Genomic DNA, 22,272 nt, shown 5'->3' with positions numbered 1-22,272 from the left:
CTCAGCGACCGACCTGCGGCTCCGACACCGGGCAAAAGCCCAAAAACAGTCACCAAATGCCGTTTTGTACCTGTCGGCACCCGCTAAAATATCGCTGGGAATTTTCCGGGGGCCGACTCCCGCATGAGGCTATAGGCGCGCTCAAAAATTTCGTCGGCGTTGGGTTTTGAAAAATAGTCGCCGTCTGATCCATAGGCCGGGCGATGTGCTTTGGCGCTGATTGTCTGGGGGGCGGCATCCAGCCAGCGATAGGCATTCTGTCCCTCCAGCACCTGCTGCATCATATAGGCACTTGCGCTTCCGGGCACGTCTTCATCGGCAAAAATAACCCGGTTGGTCTTTTTAACGGATTCAACGATCCGGTGGTCAATATCGAATGGCAGCAAAGTCTGGACATCGATTACCTCGACGTCAACACCGACCTCCGCCAATTGCGCGGCCGCTTCAAGCACGATCCGGCACATTGCCCCATAGGTCACAATGGTAAGGTCCTTCCCTTCGCGCAGTACTTCAGGTTTACCAAGCGGCAGACAGTAGTCGCCGAGGTTGGCCGGTCGCAGCTCCTTTTGACGGTAGGCATTCAGCGGTTCTATCACCAGGGCGGGGTCCATACCTTTAAAAAGCGTATTATACAGACCCGCAGCCTGCGTAAAATTCCGCGGAACTGCCACATGCAGGCCCCTGAGACTGGACAACATGGTGCCCACCGGAGAGCCTGAGTGCCAGATTCCTTCCAACCTGTGACCCCTGGTACGGATGATCAACGGCGCCTGCTGCCCACCGGCAGTCCGGTATCTCAGGCAGGCGAGATCGTCGGTAAGCGTAGCTAAAGTATAATAAGTATAATCAAAATACTGGATTTCAACCACAGGCCGTAAACCGCGCATCGCGAGTCCAATTCCCTGGCCTATTATCGTAGTCTCCCGGATCCCGGTATCTGTAATCCGGATTTCCCCGTGCTTTTCCTGGAGCCCGGCAAATCCCTGGTTGACATCACCGATCAATCCGATGTCCTCTCCCAACGCGACCACCCGCGGATCCCTGGCGAACAGGGCATCAAAATAGTCACGGATAATTTCGCGTCCGTCCACCTTGGCAGGCTCGGCATCATATACGGGGGGAACTTCCTCAACATTTAACGGCGACTGCGCACCACTCGCATACAAAAACGTATTGAACCGCTCTTCGTTAGCCCGTTTCGCATTCTCCAACCAACGTTTCAGCTCATTCCGGGCCGTCGTATTTTCATCCCGCAATACCTGCAGCGCGCGGACGGCTGCATGCAGAAAGTCCCGCCGGATGGGATATTGTACCGCGGAAAGCTGCTTGAGGATCGCCTTCAGTTCCTCCTTGTGCCGCGACTCGCCAACGGCAGTTTTAAGCAGGGAAATTATCGCCTCCTGGTCTTCCTTATAAGAAAGCCTGTAGGCAGACCAGGCCGTATCGCGCGCGGCCTTTACCGTTTCTTTGGCTTGATTTTCAATCTGCTCCAGTTCTTCTTCGGTTCCGAAGCCGTTCTGAAGAATCCAGGTCCTGAATTTGACATTGCAGTCAAACCTCGCTTCCCAATCCAGGCGCTCCCTGGTTTTATATCGCTCATGAGAGCCGGAGGACGAATGCCCCGAGGGCTGCGTAAGCTCATCCACATGCACCAGTACGGGCACTTGTTCCTTCCTGCAAATTTGGGCTGCGAGCCTGTAAGTCTCTACCAGTTCAGGGTAATTCCAGCCGGCGACTTTAAAGATCTCAATGCCGGGAATACCCTCTTCACGCTTCAGACCATATAACGCTTCGGAAATACTTCCTTTGGTTGTCTGGTAGGAAACCGGCACGGAAATTCCGTAACCATCGTCCCAAACGGACATCAGCAGGGGTACCTGCAACACACCGGCGGCGTTCATGGTCTCCCAGAACATCCCCTGGGAAGTAGAAGCGTCACCTATCGTGGCGAATACGATTTCATCTCCTTTGCGTGAAAAGTTCTCCAGGTAAGCCAATGCAGGGTTCTCCCGGTATAACTTGGAGGCATAAGCCAGTCCTACCGACCTCGGAATCTGTCCTGCGGTAGGGGAGATGTCACAAACAGAATTATATAAATCATTCTGCTTAAGCCAATTGCCATTATCATCTATCCACCGGGTTGCAAAATGACCATTCATGGACCTGCCTCCGGTATGCGGTTCGTAGGTCAGGTCGGTGTGTGCGTAAATCTGCGAAAACAGTTGTTGCCAGGTAAGATTCCCCAGGTAATGCTCTATGGTCTGGTCTCTGTAATAACCGGAGCGAAAATCGCCTTTCTGAAAAACGCTGGCCAGGGCCACCTGCGCCACTTCCTTTCCGTCGCCGAAAATTCCAAATTTCGCCCTTCCTCCCATCACGTCCCTTCTTCCCTGCACCGCGACCGCCCGGCTTTCAACCGCTACACGATAATCGTGCAACACCTTGTCCTTCACCAGGGTATCGTTTTCGAGTAAGGATTCGTTGAAGGTCATCTTTTTATTAACAGGGGTGATTTTTACTTCCAACTAACTTCAAATTAAGGTCAAAAAGGTGAATGGCCAAAAAAAATATCCACTCAAAATCTCAAATAATTCAGAAACGTATGAAAATTGCGTGTATCCCAAATATTTAATTTAAATTTACGCCCTTCGGGAGCAACAATTTCCAATTGTTTTCTGTTTTAAATGTTAAAACGATCTTTTCATCATAAACGTTTTCTTTAGACCGTGAAAAAACTTATCTTAATTCCTGTTTTCTTCCTTGTTGCCATCGGAGCCGGTTTTGCACAGGGAGTTATGAAGTTCAAGGAGGAAACCCACAATTTTGGAAAAATTCCCCAGGGAACACCTGTTTCTACCGATTTCGTATTTACCAATACCGGTAGCACGCCCATTATACTCTCCGAGGTGAAAGCGACCTGCGGTTGCACGACACCTGAATATACCAAAGCCCCGGTAGCTCCGGGAAAAACCGGAACCATCAAGGCGGTGTTCAACGCTGCTGCGCCGGGCCCTTTCAACAAAAGTATTACCGTTACCAGCAACGCTGAAACCCCTACCATCACGCTTTTCCTGAAAGGTGAAGTAGAGAAAAAAGCAGTGGCATCCGCGGCGAAATAATTGCGGATACGGGCTGCGGCCCTTGAGATTTTATAAAAGAAACCCCGCTCTACCGGAAAGGCCGGTAAAGCGGGGTTTCTTCTTTGGGTTTTGCTACCTTTGCGGCATGAAATTGCAAAACGACCTATTACTGCGTGCTGCCAGAGGTGAGGCCACCAGTCGACCTCCTGTTTGGCTTATGCGCCAGGCGGGCCGCATTCTTGCGGAATACAGGGCTGTAAGGCAGGAAGCCGGCAGCTTTATCAATCTTGTCAGCAACCCGGAACTCGCCGCTGAAGTAACCATACAACCCGTTGACATTCTCGGGGTAGATGCTGCGATCATTTTCTCTGACATCCTTGTAATTCCGGAAGCGATGGGTTTGCCGTACGAAATGGTTGAGCAAAAGGGGCCCAATTTCCCGGAAACCATTCAAACCGAATCCGACCTGGCACGGCTGCGGATCGCGGACCCGGAAAAGGACCTGTCATATGTACTTAATGCGATAAAAATTACAAAGTCAAGGCTGCAGGAGCGGGTTCCGCTCATCGGTTTCGCCGGGGCGCCGTTCACGATTTTCTGCTACATGACGGAAGGGAAGGGGAGCAAGACTTTTTCGGTAGCAAAAAAAATCCTCTATTCCGATCCTGAGCTGGCCCATCATTTGCTCCAGATGATTACTGACAGCACCATCCGTTATCTCAAGGCCCAGGTAAATGCAGGGGTAGACCTGGTTCAACTTTTCGACTCGTGGGCGGGCGTTCTGTCACCGGAACATTACCAGGCTTACTCACTTCCTTACCTGAAGCAGATTTGTGACGCCATTACCGAGGTTCCGGTTACCGTTTTTGCCAAGGGCGCCTTCTTTGCTAGGAAAAGCATCGGAGAGCTGAATTGCTCGGTGGTGGGGCTGGACTGGAATATGGATATCGCTGAATCCAGGCAGCTGATCCCGGGCAAAACGCTGCAGGGCAACCTTGATCCATGCGTCCTGTATGCCTCTTATGATGAAATCCGGAAGCAGACGCGATCGATGCTGGAAGCGTTCGGAAGTCACCCGTTCATTGCCAACCTGGGGCACGGCGTTTACCCGGACACCGATCCGGACAAAGTGCGTTGTTTCATAGAAACGGTCAGGGAATTCAGGGCTACCCAACCTTAAAATCAAATTTTTCGGGCTCGTCGCTATATAATTGGGACACAATCCATTACCTTTGCACCCTAATTAAAAACACATCGGGACGAGATCCCAACCTAACAAACTGTAACAATGGCTGTTAAGATCAGATTAGCGCGTCGTGGACGCAAAAAAAGAGCGATGTATGACATCGTAGTAGCTGATGCCAGAGCACCACGTGATGGTCGCTTTATTGAAAAACTGGGAACTTACAACCCGAACACAAATCCCGCGGACGTAGTATTGAACGTTGACAGCGCGGTAAAATGGCTTTTTAACGGGGCTCAGCCGACTGATACCGCGCGCACCCTGATACAGAAAAAAGGCGTGTTGCTTCGTAAACACCTTCAGATCGGTGTAAACAAGGGTGCCATTACCCAGGAGCAATCCGACGCGAAGTTTGAAGAGTGGCAAAAAAGCAAAGGCGATAAAGATGCCGCACTTCTCCAGGCTTCTGCCAGCAAACTAGCCGGCGAGAAAGAGGCGAAAATGGAGTCGGAGCGCAAAATCAACCAGGCAAGAATCGAGGAATTGGCAAAGAAAAATACGCCGGCTCCGGCTGAGGAACCTGTTGCTGAAGCCCAGGCTGAAGGTGAAGAAGCTGCTCCTGAAGCGGCTGCTTCCGAAGCAGCGGCTCCCGAAGGAGAAGCTGAAGCTTAGTCAAGGCCCGAAATTTTCTGAAAAGTCTGCGCGGTGGAACCTCGCAGACTTTTCTTTTTTGACAGGCAACCCTTTTCGGGCAACCCGTTTAAACCCTTACTTTTGTAGGGAACGTGTAGAAATACAAATTTAATAGCGTCGGAATGGACAAAGAAAGTTGTTACCTGCTGGGTTATGTGGTCAAGACCCACGGGTTGAAAGGTGAAATATCGGTTTTCCTGGATGTCGACTATCCCCAGGACTACGATGAGCTTGATTCTGTTTTCGTAGAAACAAAAGGGCAGCTTATTCCTTACATTGTTACCAAAATCAATATTCAGCAAAAAGGAAAGGCCATCGTCAAACTCGAAACAATAGACAATATCGACGTCGCCCAGACGCTCGTCGGTTCATCTCTCTACCTGCCTGAAGACGTGCTGGACGACCTGGAAGACGGTGGTTTTTACTACCACCAGATCATGGGATATACCATTGTCGATAAAACATTAGGGAAATTGGGGCAGGTCAGGACGGTCTATACACCGAACGCACAGGACCTGATCGCTATGGATTACGAAGGGAATGAAATTCTGATCCCCATCGTCGATGAAATTGTGGACAAAGCCAACCACGAATCCCGGGAAATTTATGTAAACCTCCCGGAGGGCCTGCTTGAGATTTACAAAAACGACGATAAATCCCCTGATGATGCGGATTGACATTATCACCTGCGTGCCTTCTTTGCTGACCAGCTTTTTTTCGCACTCGATACTCGACCGTGCGTACAGGAAAGGTTATGCCGAGGTGGTCGTACATGACCTCCGCGATTATTCCACCCATAAACACAAACAGGTTGATGACTACGCCTTCGGGGGCGGGGCCGGAATGGTGCTCAAAATAGAACCTATTGCCGCTGTTATCCGGAAACTGCAATCCGAAAGGTCCTACGACGAGATTATTTACATGACGCCCGATGGTGCGCGTTTTGACCAGCCGACTGCCAACCGTCTTTCCCTTCTGAAAAATATTATCCTGCTTTGCGGCCACTACAAGGGGGTTGACCAGCGTGTCAGAGATCTCTTTATCACCCGCGAAATAAGCATCGGTGACTATGTGCTGTCGGGTGGGGAAATCCCGGCCGCGGTGGTCGCCGACAGCGTTATCCGGCTGATCCCGGGCGTGCTCAATGACGAAACTTCAGCACTAAGCGACAGCTTCCAGGACAACCTGCTGGCGCCGCCGGTTTATACCCGGCCGGCCGAATTCGAGGGACATAAAGTACCGGAAATCCTGCTTTCAGGCCACGAAGCCCATATAGAAGCCTGGCGCATGGAGCAATCGCTTCTCCATACCCAAAAAAGGCGCCCTGATTTGCTGAAGGATCACAATAACTGACAAATCCGGGTGGCGGCAGAGGAACCGAACTCGTAAAATATTAACCCGGATCGCCGCACGATGGAAACTATATGCTTCCGATATTGTTTATATTTGTTAGTTACGTTTCAAACACCAATCCTGCGACAAATATGTCCACGTTAACATTACCGGAGGTTTTTGACCTCCGACTTAAACTGAAATCCCTGGAAGATGAGGTCAATTCCGGGACGCTTTCGCTATTTGACCGCTGCGACAAGGAAGATGAAATCCTGGCAATCCGTGAAAAACTCGGAGAGTTCGACCGGGCAAAAGGCGGCGACCAGGAAGAATGCCTGCATTGCTCAGGCTAGTATGCCCTGCGCCACCCGCTCAAAACCCTTATACCTCACCGCTCAAACCTTTTAGACAAATGAAACAGGTCCTGTTCTATTTCGCGGTCTCAATCTTTTTGTCCTCCGCATTCTCCTGTGCCGAAAAGCAGGAGGAAACAACCGGGACAATTCAATCAACCGATCAGAAAATGCTCCGTCACATTGTACTTTTTAAATTCAAGGACGCTTCCACACCGGAAGACGTAAAGGCTGTGGAAGATGCATTCCGCAATCTGAAAAACGAGATTCCTGAAATCAAAGACTTTGAATGGGGCAAGAACAACAGTCCTGAAGGGCTGAATGAGGGCTTAACTCATGCATTCTTCGTGAGCTTTACATCCGAGGAAGACCGGGCAGTTTACCTGCCGCACCCGAAACACAAGGCATTTATCGAAGTACTTAAGCCACATCTGGAAAAAGCCGTTGTGGTGGATTATTGGGCAGAAAAATGAGTAACAGAATTTCTGAGTTATTTGCGCAGACACCGGAATCGGAAGGCTTGCTCAACGTCTATTTTACTGCCGGGTATCCGCAAATTAACGATACCAGGCGAATTTTGGCCGCGCTCCAATCCGCCGGTGCTGACTTTGTTGAAATCGGGATGCCTTATTCCGACCCGGTTGCCGACGGGGAAACCATACAGGAAAGCAACCAGGTTGCGCTTGACAATGGCATGACGGTGAAACTGCTCCTGCAGCAGCTTCACAATATGCGTGACGAAATTCATATCCCGGTCCTGTTAATGGGCTATATAAACCCCATTCTCCAGTACGGTATCGAGCGGTTCTGCGAAGAAGCTGCGGCGGCAGGTGTCGACGGCCTGATTCTGCCGGACTTGCCACTGGAAGCCTACGTGGCTTCGTACAAAGACCTGTTTGAACGGAACGGGTTGGTAAATATCTTCCTGATTACGCCTCAAACCCGGCCGGATCGCATCCTGGAGTTGGATAAAGCCGGTTCCGGTTTTGTTTACATGGTATCCTCGGCGAGTGTTACCGGCGCCAAAACAGGCGTAAGCGAAGGAATGGAGGCCTACTTTGAAAGAATACACCGGATGAACCTGCGAAACCCGCGCATGATCGGGTTTGGCATCAAAGACCGTGAATCTTTCCAGAAAGCAAGCCGATACAGCCGCGGGGCAATCATCGGCAGTGCTTTTATCCGCATGTTACAAGAAAGCAGAAACCTGGAAGAGGACATAGCTTCCTTCATATCCGGCATTAAGCCGAATAAAACACAGGTGGAGCACGCGTAGTAAAAACCGTTTGTACCACGGTTAAAAACCTCGGCATGAAGACCCCGGAACTTCCACTTAGCCGTCTGTTAAAAAGCATAGGGGAGTACCGCAAAAAGTACTACCAAAACCAGCTTTTTAAAGGGAGCCTGATTGCCATTGCTTTACTGCTTTCCATTTTCCTCGCCATCAATACAATCGAATACTTCGGCCAGTTCAATTCTCTCATCCGGGGGGCACTGCTGTTCGGTTATATCGGCGCATTCAGCTATGTCTCATACCGCTGGATCATTACACCGGTCATGCTGTTAAGCGGGCTGTCCAAGCCCATTTCCGACGAGGAAGCCGCCAGGCAGATCGGGTTGCTCTTCCCAGCGATAGGCGACAAGCTGCTGAATACGCTTCAGCTCGGTCGTCAGCATACTGCCCAATCTGACCTGATAGAAGCAAGCATTCAACAGAAATCCGGCCAGTTGTTAATGGTCAGGTTCAGCGAGGCCGTCAATTTTGCCGAGAACAGCCGCTATCTCAAATATGCCGCCTACCCGGTTGCTGTACTGGCCATCATACTCCTGTTCAAGCCGTCCTTCCTGACGACGAGCTCCGAAAGAATCCTGAAATTCAATAATACATTCGATTACGCGCCCTTTCGGTTTGTGCTTGAGAACCGGTCTTTAAAATCTTTCCGGGGCGAAGACTATACCGTCGGGCTCACGCTTGAAGGCGAGGCCGTACCGCAACAGGTTTTTTTGATTTCAGGGGGTACGCGTTTCAAAATGACGCCCGATGTAGCCGGCACATTCAGCTATACCTTTAAAAGTCTCCAAAAAGACATCCCATTTCATTTTGAAGCGGCAGGGTATCCGTCCCGGGACTACCAGATACAGCTTATTGAAAAACCCGGCCTGCTTTCCTTCGACGTTCAGCTTGACTATCCCGCTTATCTCGGTAAACCGTCCGAATCGCTGCAGAACGTCGGTAACCTGACCGTTCCGGAAGGTACCCGGGTGACCTGGAAATTTAAAACCGCCGCTACCGACCAGCTGAATCTGCGTTTTGGGGAAGATTCTGCGTCCGTGAAAGGTATCATGACCAGGCGTCACCAGTATGAAGCCCGGAAAACGCTGCGAAAATCAGGAGATTACGAAGTCTTCCTGAAAAATTCCGACAGCCCTGACGGCAAACCCGTAGGTTATTACGCGAATGTCATTCCCGACCTGGCTCCGGAAATGTCACTGGAGAGCGTCCAGGACACCCTGCTTTTCAATTACCTGGCGTTGGGGGGCGCCATCCGCGACGATTATGGATTCAGCCAATTAAAGCTTTTCTACAACATTTACCGGGCCGGAACCTCCAAACCGGAAAACAGCACGCCCAAATACATTCCGATCCCGTTTAACCGCCAGGTGAATAACCAGAACTATTATTTTCAATGGTATGTCGACAGCCTGCGCCTGGGCCCGGGTGATCGCCTGGAATATTATACACAGGTGTGGGACAATGACGGTGTAAACGGGCCCAAAAGTACTCGGTCCGGGTCGCTGAGCTTTGCTCTCCCCGATAAAAACGAAATTTTGACGCAGATTTCGAAATCCAGCGACGACACGCGGGAAGAGATCGAAAAAAGTATCAGCCAGGCGAAACAGCTCGAACAAAACCTGAAAGAACTGGAACATAAGCTGAAATCGAACCAGGAACTTGATTTCCAGGAAAAGAAAATGGCTGAAGAGATTCTCAAAAAAAGAGAGGAGCTGATCAGACAGGTTCAATCCATACAGGAAAAGAACAAACGGGCAAACGACAAATCCCGGCAGTTCAGCCAGCAAAGCGAAGAATTTCAGAAAAAAATGGACGAGCTTCAGAAGCTGATGGACGAACTGATGAAGGATGATTCTCAGAAGCTCTACGAGGAATTTGAAAAGATGCTGGAGCAAAAGCAAAGTGAACGGATGTCAAAATTGCTCGAGCGCCTGCGGAACAAGGAAAAAGGTACTGAAAAAGAATTGGAACGCACGCTTAATCTTTTCAAGCAGCTCCAGCTGGAACAAAAGATTGAATCGTCTGCAAAAGAGTTGGAGGAGCTCGCCGAAAAGCAGGAGGAACTGGCTGAAAAAACCGAAAACCCGGCGGAGAAAGACCCGCGCCAAAAGGGCGCCGAAGACGACAAAGACAGCACCGCAGACCAACAACCCACCGAGAAAAACGAGCGGCAGGCGGGTTTGCAGCAGGAACAGGACAATATTGGAAAGGAATTCAAAGAAATTCGTGACCGTTTGGCCGATTTAGAGCGGCTAGGAGAGGAGATCGGCAAAAAAACAGATACGAGGAAGGCTGAACAGGAAAATGCCCGTGAAGCGCAGGAAAAGAGCAAACAACAGCTGGGTAAACAGCAGAACCGGGAGGCCGGGCAGTCACAAAAGAAGTCGGCAAAATCCATGCGTAACATTGCGCAGGCACTGATGGACCAAAATCAGAAGAGCCAGCAGATGCAAATGATGGAGAACATGGACGCGCTCCGGGATATCCTGGAAAATGTACATGCGCTGTCTGTCGACCAGGAACAGCTGATGAAAGACTTCCGGGGCGTACATCTGAGCGATCCCCGCTTTGTGGGGCTTGCACAAAAACAACTTAAGCTGCAGGATGATTCGAAAATAGTGGAAGATAGCCTCTATGCCCTCGCCAACCGGCTTCGCGAAGTGAAATCTTTCGTCACCCGCGAAGTGGGCAACATGAAATATTACATGGATGAAAGCGTAAAATACATTCGTGACCGGCGGTTGCCAAATATTGCGTCCAACCAACAGTTCGCTATGACCTCTGTCAACAACCTCGCCCTGATGCTCAGCGACCTGTATGCGCAATTGCAGAAGGCGCTGGCCGACGCCATGAAAATGCCGGGTACCGGCGAGGGCGAAGAAGGGGGGCCTAGCCCGGGAGAGATGCAGCAAATGCTGAATGAAAAAATGAAGCAGCTCGGCAAGGGCAAGAATGGTGAGCGGGGCATGTCCGAGGAGCTCGCCCGCATGGCCGCCGAACAGGCTGCAATCAGGGAGATGTTAGGCAAGATGTTAGATGAGCAGAAAGGGGCCGGCTTCGGTGACCAGTACGGAAAAGAGCTGAAAGAGATTTTGGAGCAAATGGAAAAATCGGAAACGCAGATTGTGAACAAGAAAGTGGACCCGGAACTGATCAGGCGCAACGAAGAGATGGTAACGCGGCTGCTGGAATCTGAAAAAGCTTTGCGCGAGCAAGATGAAGACAACGAGCGCAAAGGTGAAACCGCCAGAGAAATTCAGCGGCAGCCCCCTCCGGCGCTGGAGGAATATATCAGGAACAAATCACAGCAAACGGAACTATTAAGGACCGTACCGCCCAACTTCACGCCTTTTTACAAGAAGGAGGCTGACCAGTATTTCCAGGGCGCCATATCCAGGTAATTATAAGGCTTCAGCGGCAGACGCCCTTTTACCACATTCGTTATTGTAAACAATTGGTTTCGTACCTTTGCGGCGAAATAATAGTTCCCGTATATACGAAGGCATTGAAGGGAGGAGCCAGTCTGGGTGAAACCAGGGGAGTTTGTCAGTTTGTACCCGTATATAAATAACATAAAATATTGAAAATCAGTTCTTTATAAGAAATATTACAGAACAGAATGGTTCGATTCTTTTTGGAAGATATAGTATACAAAGTCGTTTCACCGGTTAAAACCAAAAAATGGGTGAAAGACATAGCGGAAAGCGAAGGGTATGTGCTGGGCGACCTGAACTATATTTTCTGCTCGGACGAATATTTGCTTGAAATGAATCGTACCCATTTGTCTCACGACTATTACACCGACATTATTACATTCGATAATAGCGAAGCGGAAGAAGAGCTGGAAGGTGACATCTTTATAAGCATAGACCGGGTAAGAGATAATGCGGATGCGCAGTCGGTGGCTGTTGACGAAGAATTGAGGCGGGTATTGGCCCACGGGGTCCTGCATCTATGCGGCTATGATGACCACTCAGACGGCGACCGGGTTTTGATGCGGGAGAAAGAAAACTACTATTTATCGAAGTTCAATTGAATTGTTTCCACGTGGAACGAAAGTAAAATAAGATGTTTCCGAAATACGATGTAATTGTTGTGGGGGCCGGGCACGCCGGATGTGAAGCGGCTTCTGCTGCTGCCACAATGGGTTCCAAGGTTCTGCTGGCAACCATGAATATGCAGACCATCGCCCAGATGTCATGCAACCCGGCGATGGGCGGAGTAGCGAAAGGACAGATTGTAAGGGAAATTGACGCGCTTGGCGGACAGTCAGGTATCATCAGCGACCGGTCAATGATCCAATTCAGGATGCTCAATCGCTCGAAAGGCCCCGCCATGTGGAGCCCGAGATGCCAGAGCGACCGGATGCTATTTGCACAGCTGTGGCGCCAGACATTGGAGGACAACCCCAATGTAGACTTCTGGCAGGAAACCATAACCGGCCTCAAAATAGAAGGCGGAACTGTAACCGGCGTAGTCACCTCACTGGGAATTACTATAGAAGCTAAAACCGTCGTCCTCACCAATGGCACCTTTCTTAACGGGATCATTCACATCGGTGAGAAAAACTTCGGCGGCGGCAGGGCAGGGGAGCGAGCCGCCAAAGGCATCACCGAACAACTCGTCAAACTCGGCTTTGAAGCGGGTCGCATGAAGACCGGTACCCCGCCCAGACTTGACGGGCGCTCGCTCAACTACGCCCTGATGGAAGAGCAGCTTGGCGATGAACATCCTGCCAAATTCTCCTATACAAACACGCCGCATCTTACCAAACAACGGAGCTGCTGGATCACCTACACCAATGAATCCGTCCACGAAATACTACGGGCCGGCTTTGAAAAATCGCCGATGTTTACCGGCAGGATACAGGGCATTGGCCCACGGTACTGTCCTTCGGTGGAAGATAAAATCAACCGGTTCGCCGACAAAGACCGCCACCAGATTTTCGTGGAGCCCGAAGGATGGGACACCGTAGAAGTCTACGTAAACGGGTTCTCCACATCACTCCCGGAGGATGTACAATACCAGGCATTGCGAAAAATACCAGGGTTTGAAAATGCGAAAATGTTCAGGCCCGGATACGCAATTGAATACGACTATTTCCCGCCCACGCAACTGACCAGTACGCTCGAAACCTCGCTGGTAAAAAACCTCTTTTTCGCCGGGCAGATTAACGGAACCACCGGGTATGAAGAAGCTGCCGGACAAGGATTAATTGCGGGTATCAATGCCCATCAGAATGCGCACGAAAAAAGTCCGTTTACCCTGCAAAGATCCGAAGCTTACATTGGCGTCCTTATTGATGATCTCATTAATAAAGGCACCGAAGAACCGTACCGGATGTTTACTTCACGGGCAGAGTACCGCACACTTCTCCGCCAGGACAATGCTGATATACGCCTCACGCCAAAAGGCCTCGAACTTGGACTCGCCTCCGAAGAAAGACGGAAAAACCTGGAAGAAAAGACAGCAGCTACAACGAAAATTGTAACCATGCTTCAGAAAGAAAAAGTGGCGCCCGAACAGGTAAATTCCCGCCTGGAACAATTCGGTCTCTCCCAGATTCGTGAAAAAACGAGCCTCGAACAGCTTTTAAAACGTCCACAGCTCGGGATAGAAGAACTGGCAAAACTGGATGAGAATTTCGCCTCGTTTATTTCTGGATTCTCCGACGAAAGCCGCGAACACGCAGAAATAGAAGTAAAATACGCCAGCTATATCGAGAAGGAGAAATTAATGGTAGGTAAAATGAAACGGATGGAGGATCACGCTATTCCGGAAGCATTCAACTATCACCAAATTCCGGCGCTTTCTATAGAGGCAAAACAAAAGCTATCCAAATTAAAACCGTCGACAATAGGGCAGGCGTCCCGCATTAGCGGGGTAAGCCCGGCCGATATTTCAGTACTGATTATTCATCTCGGGAGGTAATGTCACTAGAACTTTTAACTGCTTGCCCCGTCTGCAAGGGCACCCACTTTTCGCCCCATTTGCAAGTCACAGATCATAGTGTTTCACATGGAACATTTGCGATAGTGCGGTGTGAAAAATGTTCATTCCTTTTCACAAACCCCCGTCCGGACGAAGCACAAATAGGCGCATACTACGATGACGACTCCTATCTTTCGCATCACGACAACCCAGATTCCACGCTGGCGAAGGTATACAATGCAGTCAGGAATTTTGCCGTCAGGGAAAAAATAAACCTGCTCAACAAGTATGATGGAAACCCACAAAAAAAAGTACTTGATATAGGATGCGCTACCGGCTTTTTCCTCTCGGCGGTGAAGCAGAAAAACTGGGAAACATGGGGTACAGAACCGGATGCCGACGCCCGACAAATTGCGCTGAAAAAGAATGCAGGCAATGTTCTCCCATCTGTTTTTGACCCCGCCCTCCGGGACAACCACTTCACCAGCGTGACCATGTGGCATGTGCTGGAACATGTGCATCGCCTGGACGAAACACTAAACTGGATACACCAGCACCTGGATTCCAAAGGTGCGCTTTTTATCGCGGTACCAAATCCAGAATCCTACGACGCCGCGGCCTACGGGGAGTACTGGGCTGCCTACGATGTGCCCAGGCATCTGTACCATTTTACCAGGTCCACCATGGCAAAACTGCTTCAGCATTACGGCTTCTCAATTGTAGGAACGCGGTGTATGCTATTTGACGCCTACTATGTAAGCCTGCTCAGCACGAAGTACAAATACGGAAAAAACAAACCCGCAGAGGCCCTGGTCCGCGGAACGCTTTCCAACCTCAAAGGCTACGGAACGGCACTTCACAACGCGAATACTTCAAGTCTAATTTATATCGTTCAAAAAAAGTAAAACCGGTTTACCCGTACCGCCTTGAATAGACTAGCCGCGCTCATTCTCGCCTCACTGGTGTGCTTTCAATGCGCACAAAAAGTAGCCCCCACCGGTGGAAAAAAAGACGAAATTCCACCGAAGCTGGTGGCCAGTCACCCCGTTAATAAGGCTACCAATTTCAAGGAAAATGTAATCACCCTTACCTTCGACGAGTACGTGGTCATCGACAATCTCATGCAAAAATTAATCATCACACCTGAGACCGACAACACCTATACACCACTGGTAAAAAACGAAACAGTTATCCTTAAATTCAAAAAGCCGTTCGCCGATTCAACCACCTACACACTCAACTTCGGCGACGGTATCAAAGACCAGGCGGAAAGGAATCCGGCCCAGAATCTCAAGCTTGTATTCGGCACCGGAGCCCTCATAGACTCGGGAAGAGTCTATGGAACGGTAAAAGATATACGCACAAATCAACCGGTCTTTGATGCACTGGTAGGCCTCTACCGACTGAGCGATACGCTCACGCCCGAACGCATCAAACCCTACTACTTCTCTAAAACGGATAGCAGTGGCCGCTTCAGCATTGAAAATACGCAACTAGCCAACTACCTGCTCATTGCTCTCACCGACAAAAACAAAAACCTGCTCTACAACCCCAAAGATGAGTCAATAGCCTTTATCGATACTATTGTCCAGGTAAAAAGTGACACCAATAACTATCAGCTCTCACTCTTTCACTCCGACGTCACCGAACCCAAAATCCAACGGACCATTCCCAAGGTAAACGACTACACATTGGTATTCAACAAGGGCATGGACAGCGCCGCAGTAGATTTTCATCAGGGCCCCAATCTGCACTACCAGCTGGAGTCGCCCACCCAGCTAAAGTTCTACAATATACCGGCTCAGACCGACACAATACGCGCCTCCATCACAGTCCGGGACTCACTGGGATACGAGCTCACCTTCGACCAGAAAATAATGTTCCTTCCACAGCGCGGCAAGGAAAAACAACCTTCTCCCACGTCGATAAAAAACACCCCCCCAACCAGCGAAGCAATAGAGCCCCTTCTGAACCTGGAACTGGCACTCAGCAAACCTATACTGAATTTCGACAGTACTATGCTTACCATCACAGCTGACAGCATGATCACTGTAGCCCAACAAAATACCAGCTTTACGTGGAACAGAGACCGGACGCTTCTAAAGCTGAAGGCAGCCACAGAAGCCAAAGACAGTGTCGTTATCAGAATAGCGAAAGGCGCTTTCATAAGCATCGAAAACGACTCGATTCCCGCTACCACCTATAAATACAACATCCTTAAACCAGCCGATTTCGGCATTATCCGCGGGACCGTACAAAACCCCTCCGGTCGTAGCTTCTTCATTGAGCTACTCGACAAAGACTTTAAAAACGTAATTTCAGAAGTCAACACATCCCCCTTTGTTTTCCGGAACATCAAACCCGGAAACTACCGGATGCGCCTTATTCTCGACGATAACCGCAACGGCCGCTGGGATACCGGGAATTTCAAAAGGAAACAGCAGCCGGAAAAAATCCTGGTATACCCGTCCGAGCTGATTATCAAAAGTAACTTCGAATACGAAGAAAACTACTTCACCATTCCCTCGCGCTAACTACGAATTACACCAATTACCCGTACTTCCGGGCCGTTTGAAGGCCCGGAAGTACGGGTAATTGGTGTACACAACGGGCTTTTCTACCGGATATCCACATCCATAAATTCAGTTCACGCCGCCGGCAGCCTGTTCGTCAAACCCGCCGCTCCCGTCTCCAACACTGTGGATAACTGTGTTGATAACCCGGATTTCCGGTGTATAAAATCTGACGGGCTGACGATAACCCGTTGATAAGTGGCCATATCGCGTGCATAACCTGTCCACAAAAATCTCCATGTAGATAACTACCGGTTTATACCCACTCCAAACCACGCTTCATCCACAGAACCTCCTGTTAACAAAGCTATCCACATTAAAAAAAAGCTGATCTGTTAACAAACTCAAAAAGAAGCCTTTCACTCCAAAACTTATCCACAAATACCGTTGAAAAATGTGAATGAAATGTGCATCGACAGGTTGTCCACATATCAACAGCAGTAATAAACCATAATAATTACTAATTTTAAATATATATTCTTATTAAGCATTACCGGAAAAGGCACATGTGCATGAGACCTATTCTTTTCTTTTTCCTGTTGATATCCGGTTCCGGCCTGGTGTCTGCCCAGTCGGACGCAGAACTTGCGATTGAATACTTCCGCCAGTCTGATTGTGAAAAGGGTATAAATTTCGCCGAGAAAGCACTGGAAGCACAGTTCTCGAAGGATTTACTGTCCAGGTACACTTCGTGCGCTGTGAAGGCGAAAAAAGGGGATGCAGCGGTCAGATTTTTCAGGAACAGGATCAGAACCGAGCCCGAAAGATCCGCCTTCTACTCTTTTCAATGGGGTTCGCTGCTGGCACAGCAAGGAAAAGACATCCAGGCAGGCCAGAAATTCGACGAGACGCTCCAAATCCTTGAAAAACGACCCGATCTACACCCGCAGTTCATAGAAGACTTCAGGAAGGCCGGGAACCCCGACTATGCCCGGAAAATTATCCAGATCGCCCGGGAACGCTTGCGTAACCCGGCCCTGTATGCGCTGGAACTTGCGGCGATCTACCAGGAGATGGGTGATAAGACGAAAATGATTGGAGAACTCCTCGGCTACGGAAGAATGGTGCGAAGCACTGAAGTCGTTCAAAATTTGTTACAGGACTTTCTGAAAGACGAAAAAGACGGGGATATCCTGGAGCGTATGCTCTATGAACAGATTCAGGCCCAGCCTAATGAAGTTTATTATAACGAGCTGCTGGTCTGGCTTCAGATTCAGCGAAAGGATTTTTACAAGGCTTTTCTTCAGGAGAGATCGCTGGATAAGCGTTTGAAAAGCAATGGCGCCCGCATCATTAACCTGGCTACTCTAGCTGTACAGAACCAGGACTATGCCAATGCGTTGAAGATGTACGAATATTTGCAAAAGGAATATCAGGAAACCGAGATTTATCCCTACGCGCGCCGTATGGCATTGCTTGTACAGGAGGAGCAGATCAAGCGCGCTTATCCCGTCCGGCTCGAGGACGTACGCAAGCTGATTGGCGAATATGAAAAGTTTCTGGCTGCTTACGATACAAACATCAATGCCCTGGAAGCAATCCGCAACATGGCCAAGCTCTACGCGTTTTACCTGAACGAACCCGCCAGGGCCGTGACATTGCTTAGCAAAGCAGTTGACCTCGGCAAAACGCAGCCGCAGTTTGCCGATGCCTGTAAACTTGACCTCGGCGATATTTACCTGCTGAACGGTGAGCCCTGGGAAGCCTCATTGTTATATTCACAAGTCGAAAAATCGCAGAAAGACAATGCCCTTGGGTATGAGGCGAAGTTGAGAAATGCCCGCCTCTATTATTTCAAAGGTGAGTTCGACCTGGCGCGATCGGTATTGAATGTGCTGAAGAAGGCAACTTCCCGCGAGATAGCCAACGATGCGAGTATACTCAGTATGTTGATTCTGGACAATACCGGTATGGACAGCTCCGAAGACGCGATGCGCGGGTATGCAGCTGCAGAATTGCTGCTTTTTCAACATCAGTACGATAAGGCGCTTGATTCGCTCTCGGTGCTATATACCGATTACAAGGACCATGCGCTCGCCGATGAAATTCTCTGGATGCAGGCCTCTGTCCTGATCCGGCTTGACCGAAATGAAGAAGCCGAGAAGATGTTGCTTAAAATAATTAAAGATTTTTCTTATGACATTCTGGCCGACAATGCCATGTATGAACTTGCGCAGCTCTACGAAAGTAAGCTGAATCGTAAAGAAGATGCAATGCGTTTGTACCAGGAGCTCATGGACAAGTACCCGGCGAGTATTTTTGTAGCGGATGCGAGAAAGCGTTACCGGATGCTGCGCGGTGACGTAATTAACTGATCAAAAGATGCCGCTTAGAATTGCTCAGAACGGCCCGTGGTGCGGACAAGAGCTGAATTTTCAATTCTAAGCGGCATCAAAATGATCGTAAATCCGTTTGATTTGTATTTAAACTGCTTTAAATAAGCCAGTTATAATGTTGTTTTTTAACAGGGCTATTGAAGGAGCCAGGATTTAAAATCCGCGAAGGATGCGCTCATTTTGATAGATTTTTTTTCCTTAGACAGTAATTTCTCCAGATTTTCAGGAATTGTGATTTTTTGCCCGAGTGTGTCTTCCACGAGCTCCAGGAATTTCGCCGGGTGAGCGGTCGATAAAAATATGCCGTTAACCTGGCCAGCCCGGTTTCCAAGAAAATCTTTCAGGCCCAGGTAAGCTACCGCCGTGTGCGGACATACAACATAATCGAAAAGTTCGTTAACTTCCCGCATTGCGGCTTGCGTCTGCCGGTCGTCAAAGTAATAACCGGCTACCATATTTCTTGTCGTATGCAGGTCATCGTTCAAAAGTCTGCTGAGGCGTACAAAATTACTGGGGTTACCTACGTCCATTGCGTTTGACAGGGTTGCCACCGACGGCTCGGGGTGGTAGCTGCCGGAGTCGAGGTACCTGGGGACGACATTGTTAAGGTTAGTTGCGGCGATGAATTTTTCGACCGGCAAACCCATTTTCCACGCAAGAAGTCCTGCGCTCAGATTGCCGAAATTTCCCGAAGGTACCGAAAATACAACGGGTTTTCCCGACTTGGCGAGCTGGGCATAAGCGCTGAAATAATAGAAGGATTGGGGAATCAGCCGCGAAATGTTAATTGAATTTGCCGAGGAAAGGTTGAATTTTCGATTAAGTTCCTGGTCGAGGAAAGCCTGTTTTACCAAAGACTGGCAGTCGTCAAAAGTACCGTTTACCTCCAGTGCCGTTACGTTCCCTCCGAGTGTGGTCAATTGTTTTTCCTGTATTTCACTCACCTTTCCGGAAGGGTAGAGGATGGTAACCCTGATGCCGGGCACACCATGAAAGCCTTGCGCGACTGCGCCGCCGGTGTCACCGGAGGTAGCGACCAGGATATGTATCTCTTTATCGGATTTGCTCAGGAAATGCGACATGAGCGACGCCATGTACCTGGCTCCGAAGTCCTTAAAGGCCATCGAAGGCCCGTGAAAAAGCTCCAGTACATAGAGATCGTCTGTAAGCGGCACCACGGGGGCGTAGAAATCAAAGGCGCGCCCTACAATTTGCTGTACTTCGGCTTTTGTAAGATCGTCGCCGAGGAGATTTAGTGTTACCTCTTCTGCAATCTCATTGAATGAGAGGTCAGGCAAAGCCTCCAGAAAACGCTTCGGTAAGTTTGGAATAGCGTCGGGCATGTACAACCCGTTGTCTGCCGGCAGGCTTTTGAAGATTGCCTCCTCCAGAGAAGCTTTTAGATTCTGGTTTTTTGTACTGTGAAATTGCATGGGTATTCAGATAATGATTTCCGGGCTGCAAAATTAGTGAAATAAACGCTGTTGCTTCATCAGCCCGGTGAATTCTGCTCCCCGGAGGGACCTGATATGCCGCCTTTTAGGATAAAAAGTGCTAACTTACCTCGTAAGCGACCATCACAAACCAAACATTCATCAACATTTTTATGACAACTCATGCATTCTTTAAAGCTCCGATTCCGGTTAACGAACCTGTCCGCTCTTATTCGCCGGGGTCGGCCGACAGGGCTAATCTTAAAAGAGCGTTGGCGGAGGCACGTGAGAGCGTGACGGAGATACCGCAATATATAGGTTCGGAGCAGGTTTTCTCGGGAGTGAGAGAAAATGTCACCATGCCGCACGACCATCGGCATGTGCTGGCACACTACCATATAGGGACAGAAGAAGATGTCAGAAAGGCGATCGATGCCGCGCTGGCAAAATCATCTTCCTGGGCAGCGATGTCCTGGGAACACCGGGCCGCTATTTTTTTAAAAGCGGCCGACCTGATAGCCGGGCCGTACCGGTACAAGCTCAATGCCGCCACCATGCAGGGGCAGTCTAAGAACGCTTACCAGGCTGAAATAGATTCAGCTTGTGAGCTGATCGACTTTTTACGTTTTAACGTAGCTTTCATGACGCAGATTTATGCCGATCAGCCGTCGTCGTCGCCAGGTTGCTGGAATCGCATGGTATACAGGCCGCTGGAGGGGTTCGTTTTTGCGCTTACACCTTTTAATTTCACGGCTATTGCCGGGAATTTACCGGCGGCCCCGGCGCTCATGGGAAACGTGGTGGTGTGGAAGCCAGCCTTTAGTCAGTTGTATGCTGCGAATCTGATTATGCAGATTTTCAGGGAAGCGGGGCTGCCGGATGGTGTTATTAATATGATATTGGTGGACGGTCCGGATGCCGGTAAAGTTATTTTTGAACACGAGTCTTTTGCCGGGCTTCATTTTACGGGTAGTACCGCAGTTTTCCGGGAGATTTGGAAGACCATAGGGAACAATCTCCCGAAGTACCGCAGTTTTCCGAGGATAGTGGGAGAAACCGGTGGAAAGGACTTTGTTTTGGTACATTCGTCGGCCGATCCTCTCCCGGTTGCTGCTGCGCTGGTACGGGGTGCTTTCGAGTACCAGGGCCAGAAATGCTCTGCGGCTTCCCGCGCCTATATTCCTTCTGATCGGTGGCCTGATATAAGGAAAGAAATAGTTGCCATGCTGAAGGAGGTAAAAATGGGCCCGGTTGAAGATTTCAGGAACTTTGTGAATGCTGTGATAGACGAACGGGCTTTCGATAAAATAGCCGGGTACCTGTCGCAGGCAAAAGAAGACGGCCTGGAAGTCCTCTGGGGTGGGAATGCGGATAAATCGACGGGGTACTTTGTTGAGCCAACCGTGCTGGTGACAAAAGATCCTTATTACCGAACCATGGTTGAGGAGATCTTCGGTCCGGTGCTGACTGTCTTTGTATTTGAACCATCGGATTTCGAGCAGGTAATTTCGATGGTGGACCGGACTTCGCCCTATGCGCTGACGGGCGCGTTATTCTGCAATGACAGGGAAGTGGTAGCGCATGCGGCGGACCGATTATCGAACGCAGCGGGCAACTTTTATATCAATGATAAACCCACGGGTGCGGTGGTCGGGCAGCAGCCATTCGGCGGAGCGAGGGCTTCCGGAACGAATGATAAGGCCGGTGCGATGCAGAATTTGCTCCGTTGGGTGTCGTCCAGAACGATCAAAGAGACCTTTGTTTCGCCGGTAGACTTCAGATATCCGTTTATGCAAGAATCTTGATATCAGGTGATTAAAAAAAATCTCAAAAAAAAGATTAATTTTTTTGGGGGGAAATGATGCAACTTAAAAAAAAGCACCTACCTTTGCATTCCCAATTGAGACACACGGTCGAAAGCGGGCTAGTTCTTTGAAATGATGAAGTAAGCCAAATAAGTAAGAACCTTGTAAGTCTTCGGACTACAAATATCAGATCATTTTACAACGGAGAGTTTGATCCTGGCTCAGGATTAACGCTAGCGGGAGGCCTAATACATGCAAG

The 22,272-nt window shown here is 49.5% G+C and carries 18 protein-coding genes; 15 read left to right on the top strand and 3 right to left on the bottom strand.

The window, feature by feature from the left end:
- Nucleotides 1–83: 83 nt before the first annotated feature.
- The gene (locus ABD852_RS19780; protein ID WP_345032084.1) at nt 84–2,492 is read right to left on the bottom strand and encodes an alpha-ketoacid dehydrogenase subunit alpha/beta; all 2,409 of its coding nucleotides are present in this window, start codon (nt 2,490–2,492) and stop codon (nt 84–86) included.
- Between the two features lie 234 nt (nt 2,493–2,726).
- On the opposite strand from ABD852_RS19780, the gene ABD852_RS19775 reads away from it, so the two are divergent.
- From ABD852_RS19775 to ABD852_RS19715, 13 genes are all read left to right on the top strand, one after another.
- Nucleotides 2,727–3,119, top strand: coding sequence for a DUF1573 domain-containing protein (locus ABD852_RS19775; RefSeq protein WP_345032082.1), 393 nt, complete (start codon nt 2,727–2,729; stop codon nt 3,117–3,119).
- 106 nt (nt 3,120–3,225) lie between these two features.
- Nucleotides 3,226–4,260 carry a uroporphyrinogen decarboxylase gene (hemE, locus tag ABD852_RS19770; protein ID WP_345032079.1) on the top strand — a complete coding sequence of 345 codons (1,035 nt, stop codon included), beginning with the start codon at nt 3,226–3,228 and terminating at the stop codon, nt 4,258–4,260.
- A 108-nt stretch (nt 4,261–4,368) separates the two neighbouring features.
- Nucleotides 4,369–4,935: a 30S ribosomal protein S16 gene (locus ABD852_RS19765; protein ID WP_345032077.1), complete on the top strand. Its 567-nt coding sequence runs from the start codon at nt 4,369–4,371 to the stop codon at nt 4,933–4,935.
- Between the two features lie 143 nt (nt 4,936–5,078).
- Nucleotides 5,079–5,633 carry a ribosome maturation factor RimM gene (rimM, locus tag ABD852_RS19760; RefSeq protein WP_345032075.1) on the top strand — a complete coding sequence of 185 codons (555 nt, stop codon included), beginning with the start codon at nt 5,079–5,081 and terminating at the stop codon, nt 5,631–5,633.
- Entirely contained in the window at nt 5,623–6,309 is a 687-nt protein-coding gene (trmD, locus tag ABD852_RS19755; protein ID WP_345033156.1) for a tRNA (guanosine(37)-N1)-methyltransferase TrmD, read from the top strand. The genes rimM and trmD overlap by 11 nt, the downstream gene beginning before the upstream one ends.
- Before the next feature lie 131 nt (nt 6,310–6,440).
- The gene (locus ABD852_RS19750) at nt 6,441–6,641 is read left to right on the top strand and encodes a hypothetical protein (RefSeq protein WP_345032074.1); all 201 of its coding nucleotides are present in this window, start codon (nt 6,441–6,443) and stop codon (nt 6,639–6,641) included.
- A 170-nt stretch (nt 6,642–6,811) separates the two neighbouring features.
- Complete coding sequence (locus ABD852_RS19745; protein WP_345033154.1) at nt 6,812–7,114, top strand: Dabb family protein; 303 nt, start codon at nt 6,812–6,814, stop codon at nt 7,112–7,114.
- The gene (gene trpA / locus ABD852_RS19740; protein WP_345032072.1) at nt 7,111–7,917 is read left to right on the top strand and encodes a tryptophan synthase subunit alpha; all 807 of its coding nucleotides are present in this window, start codon (nt 7,111–7,113) and stop codon (nt 7,915–7,917) included. The genes ABD852_RS19745 and trpA overlap by 4 nt, the downstream gene beginning before the upstream one ends.
- 35 nt (nt 7,918–7,952) lie before the next feature.
- Nucleotides 7,953–11,336: a DUF4175 family protein gene (locus tag ABD852_RS19735; RefSeq protein ID WP_345032070.1), complete on the top strand. Its 3,384-nt coding sequence runs from the start codon at nt 7,953–7,955 to the stop codon at nt 11,334–11,336.
- A 218-nt stretch (nt 11,337–11,554) separates the two neighbouring features.
- Nucleotides 11,555–11,971: an rRNA maturation RNase YbeY gene (gene ybeY / locus ABD852_RS19730; RefSeq protein WP_345032069.1), complete on the top strand. Its 417-nt coding sequence runs from the start codon at nt 11,555–11,557 to the stop codon at nt 11,969–11,971.
- A 32-nt stretch (nt 11,972–12,003) separates the two neighbouring features.
- On the top strand, nt 12,004–13,866 hold the full coding sequence (mnmG, locus tag ABD852_RS19725) for a tRNA uridine-5-carboxymethylaminomethyl(34) synthesis enzyme MnmG (RefSeq protein WP_345032068.1): 1,863 nt from the start codon (nt 12,004–12,006) through the stop codon (nt 13,864–13,866).
- Nucleotides 13,867–13,970: 104 nt separating this feature from the next.
- On the top strand, nt 13,971–14,771 hold the full coding sequence (locus ABD852_RS19720) for a class I SAM-dependent methyltransferase (protein WP_345032066.1): 801 nt from the start codon (nt 13,971–13,973) through the stop codon (nt 14,769–14,771).
- A gap of 21 nt (nt 14,772–14,792) precedes the next feature.
- Nucleotides 14,793–16,400: an Ig-like domain-containing domain gene (locus ABD852_RS19715; RefSeq protein WP_345032064.1), complete on the top strand. Its 1,608-nt coding sequence runs from the start codon at nt 14,793–14,795 to the stop codon at nt 16,398–16,400.
- A 108-nt stretch (nt 16,401–16,508) separates the two neighbouring features.
- On the opposite strand, the gene ABD852_RS19710 is transcribed toward ABD852_RS19715, so the two are convergent.
- Nucleotides 16,509–16,679, bottom strand: a complete 171-nt coding sequence (locus ABD852_RS19710; RefSeq protein ID WP_345032063.1) for a hypothetical protein — start codon at nt 16,677–16,679, stop codon at nt 16,509–16,511.
- A 272-nt stretch (nt 16,680–16,951) separates the two neighbouring features.
- Between ABD852_RS19710 and ABD852_RS19705 the strand changes: the two genes are divergently transcribed.
- Nucleotides 16,952–18,754, top strand: coding sequence for a tetratricopeptide repeat protein (locus tag ABD852_RS19705; protein ID WP_345032061.1), 1,803 nt, complete (start codon nt 16,952–16,954; stop codon nt 18,752–18,754).
- Between the two features lie 155 nt (nt 18,755–18,909).
- On the opposite strand, the gene thrC is transcribed toward ABD852_RS19705, so the two are convergent.
- Nucleotides 18,910–20,208 carry a threonine synthase gene (gene thrC / locus ABD852_RS19700; RefSeq protein ID WP_345032060.1) on the bottom strand — a complete coding sequence of 433 codons (1,299 nt, stop codon included), beginning with the start codon at nt 20,206–20,208 and terminating at the stop codon, nt 18,910–18,912.
- A gap of 173 nt (nt 20,209–20,381) precedes the next feature.
- On the opposite strand from thrC, the gene pruA reads away from it, so the two are divergent.
- Nucleotides 20,382–22,013 (top strand): L-glutamate gamma-semialdehyde dehydrogenase, encoded by a 1,632-nt coding sequence (pruA, locus tag ABD852_RS19695; protein ID WP_345032059.1) that lies wholly within the window; start codon nt 20,382–20,384, stop codon nt 22,011–22,013.
- Nucleotides 22,014–22,272 lie beyond the last annotated feature (259 nt).

Origin of the sequence: Ravibacter arvi (assembly GCF_039540405.1) — a bacterium.
Lineage (GTDB): Bacteria > Bacteroidota > Bacteroidia > Cytophagales > Spirosomataceae > Ravibacter > Ravibacter arvi.
This window is presented reverse-complemented; position numbering and strand designations above follow the sequence as displayed.

Coding starts and splice junctions, on each gene's coding strand:
- ABD852_RS19750 (WP_345032074.1), top strand. CDS start 6,441: ATGTCCACGTTAACATTACCGGAGGTTTTTGACCTCCGACTTAAACTG.
- thrC (WP_345032060.1), bottom strand. CDS start 20,208: ATGCAATTTCACAGTACAAAAAACCAGAATCTAAAAGCTTCTCTGGAG.
- trmD (WP_345033156.1), top strand. CDS start 5,623: ATGCGGATTGACATTATCACCTGCGTGCCTTCTTTGCTGACCAGCTTT.
- ABD852_RS19780 (WP_345032084.1), bottom strand. CDS start 2,492: ATGACCTTCAACGAATCCTTACTCGAAAACGATACCCTGGTGAAGGAC.
- hemE (WP_345032079.1), top strand. CDS start 3,226: ATGAAATTGCAAAACGACCTATTACTGCGTGCTGCCAGAGGTGAGGCC.
- mnmG (WP_345032068.1), top strand. CDS start 12,004: ATGTTTCCGAAATACGATGTAATTGTTGTGGGGGCCGGGCACGCCGGA.
- ybeY (WP_345032069.1), top strand. CDS start 11,555: ATGGTTCGATTCTTTTTGGAAGATATAGTATACAAAGTCGTTTCACCG.
- ABD852_RS19735 (WP_345032070.1), top strand. CDS start 7,953: ATGAAGACCCCGGAACTTCCACTTAGCCGTCTGTTAAAAAGCATAGGG.
- rimM (WP_345032075.1), top strand. CDS start 5,079: ATGGACAAAGAAAGTTGTTACCTGCTGGGTTATGTGGTCAAGACCCAC.
- trpA (WP_345032072.1), top strand. CDS start 7,111: ATGAGTAACAGAATTTCTGAGTTATTTGCGCAGACACCGGAATCGGAA.
- ABD852_RS19745 (WP_345033154.1), top strand. CDS start 6,812: ATGCTCCGTCACATTGTACTTTTTAAATTCAAGGACGCTTCCACACCG.
- pruA (WP_345032059.1), top strand. CDS start 20,382: ATGACAACTCATGCATTCTTTAAAGCTCCGATTCCGGTTAACGAACCT.
- ABD852_RS19705 (WP_345032061.1), top strand. CDS start 16,952: ATGAGACCTATTCTTTTCTTTTTCCTGTTGATATCCGGTTCCGGCCTG.
- ABD852_RS19710 (WP_345032063.1), bottom strand. CDS start 16,679: ATGGAGATTTTTGTGGACAGGTTATGCACGCGATATGGCCACTTATCA.
- ABD852_RS19765 (WP_345032077.1), top strand. CDS start 4,369: ATGGCTGTTAAGATCAGATTAGCGCGTCGTGGACGCAAAAAAAGAGCG.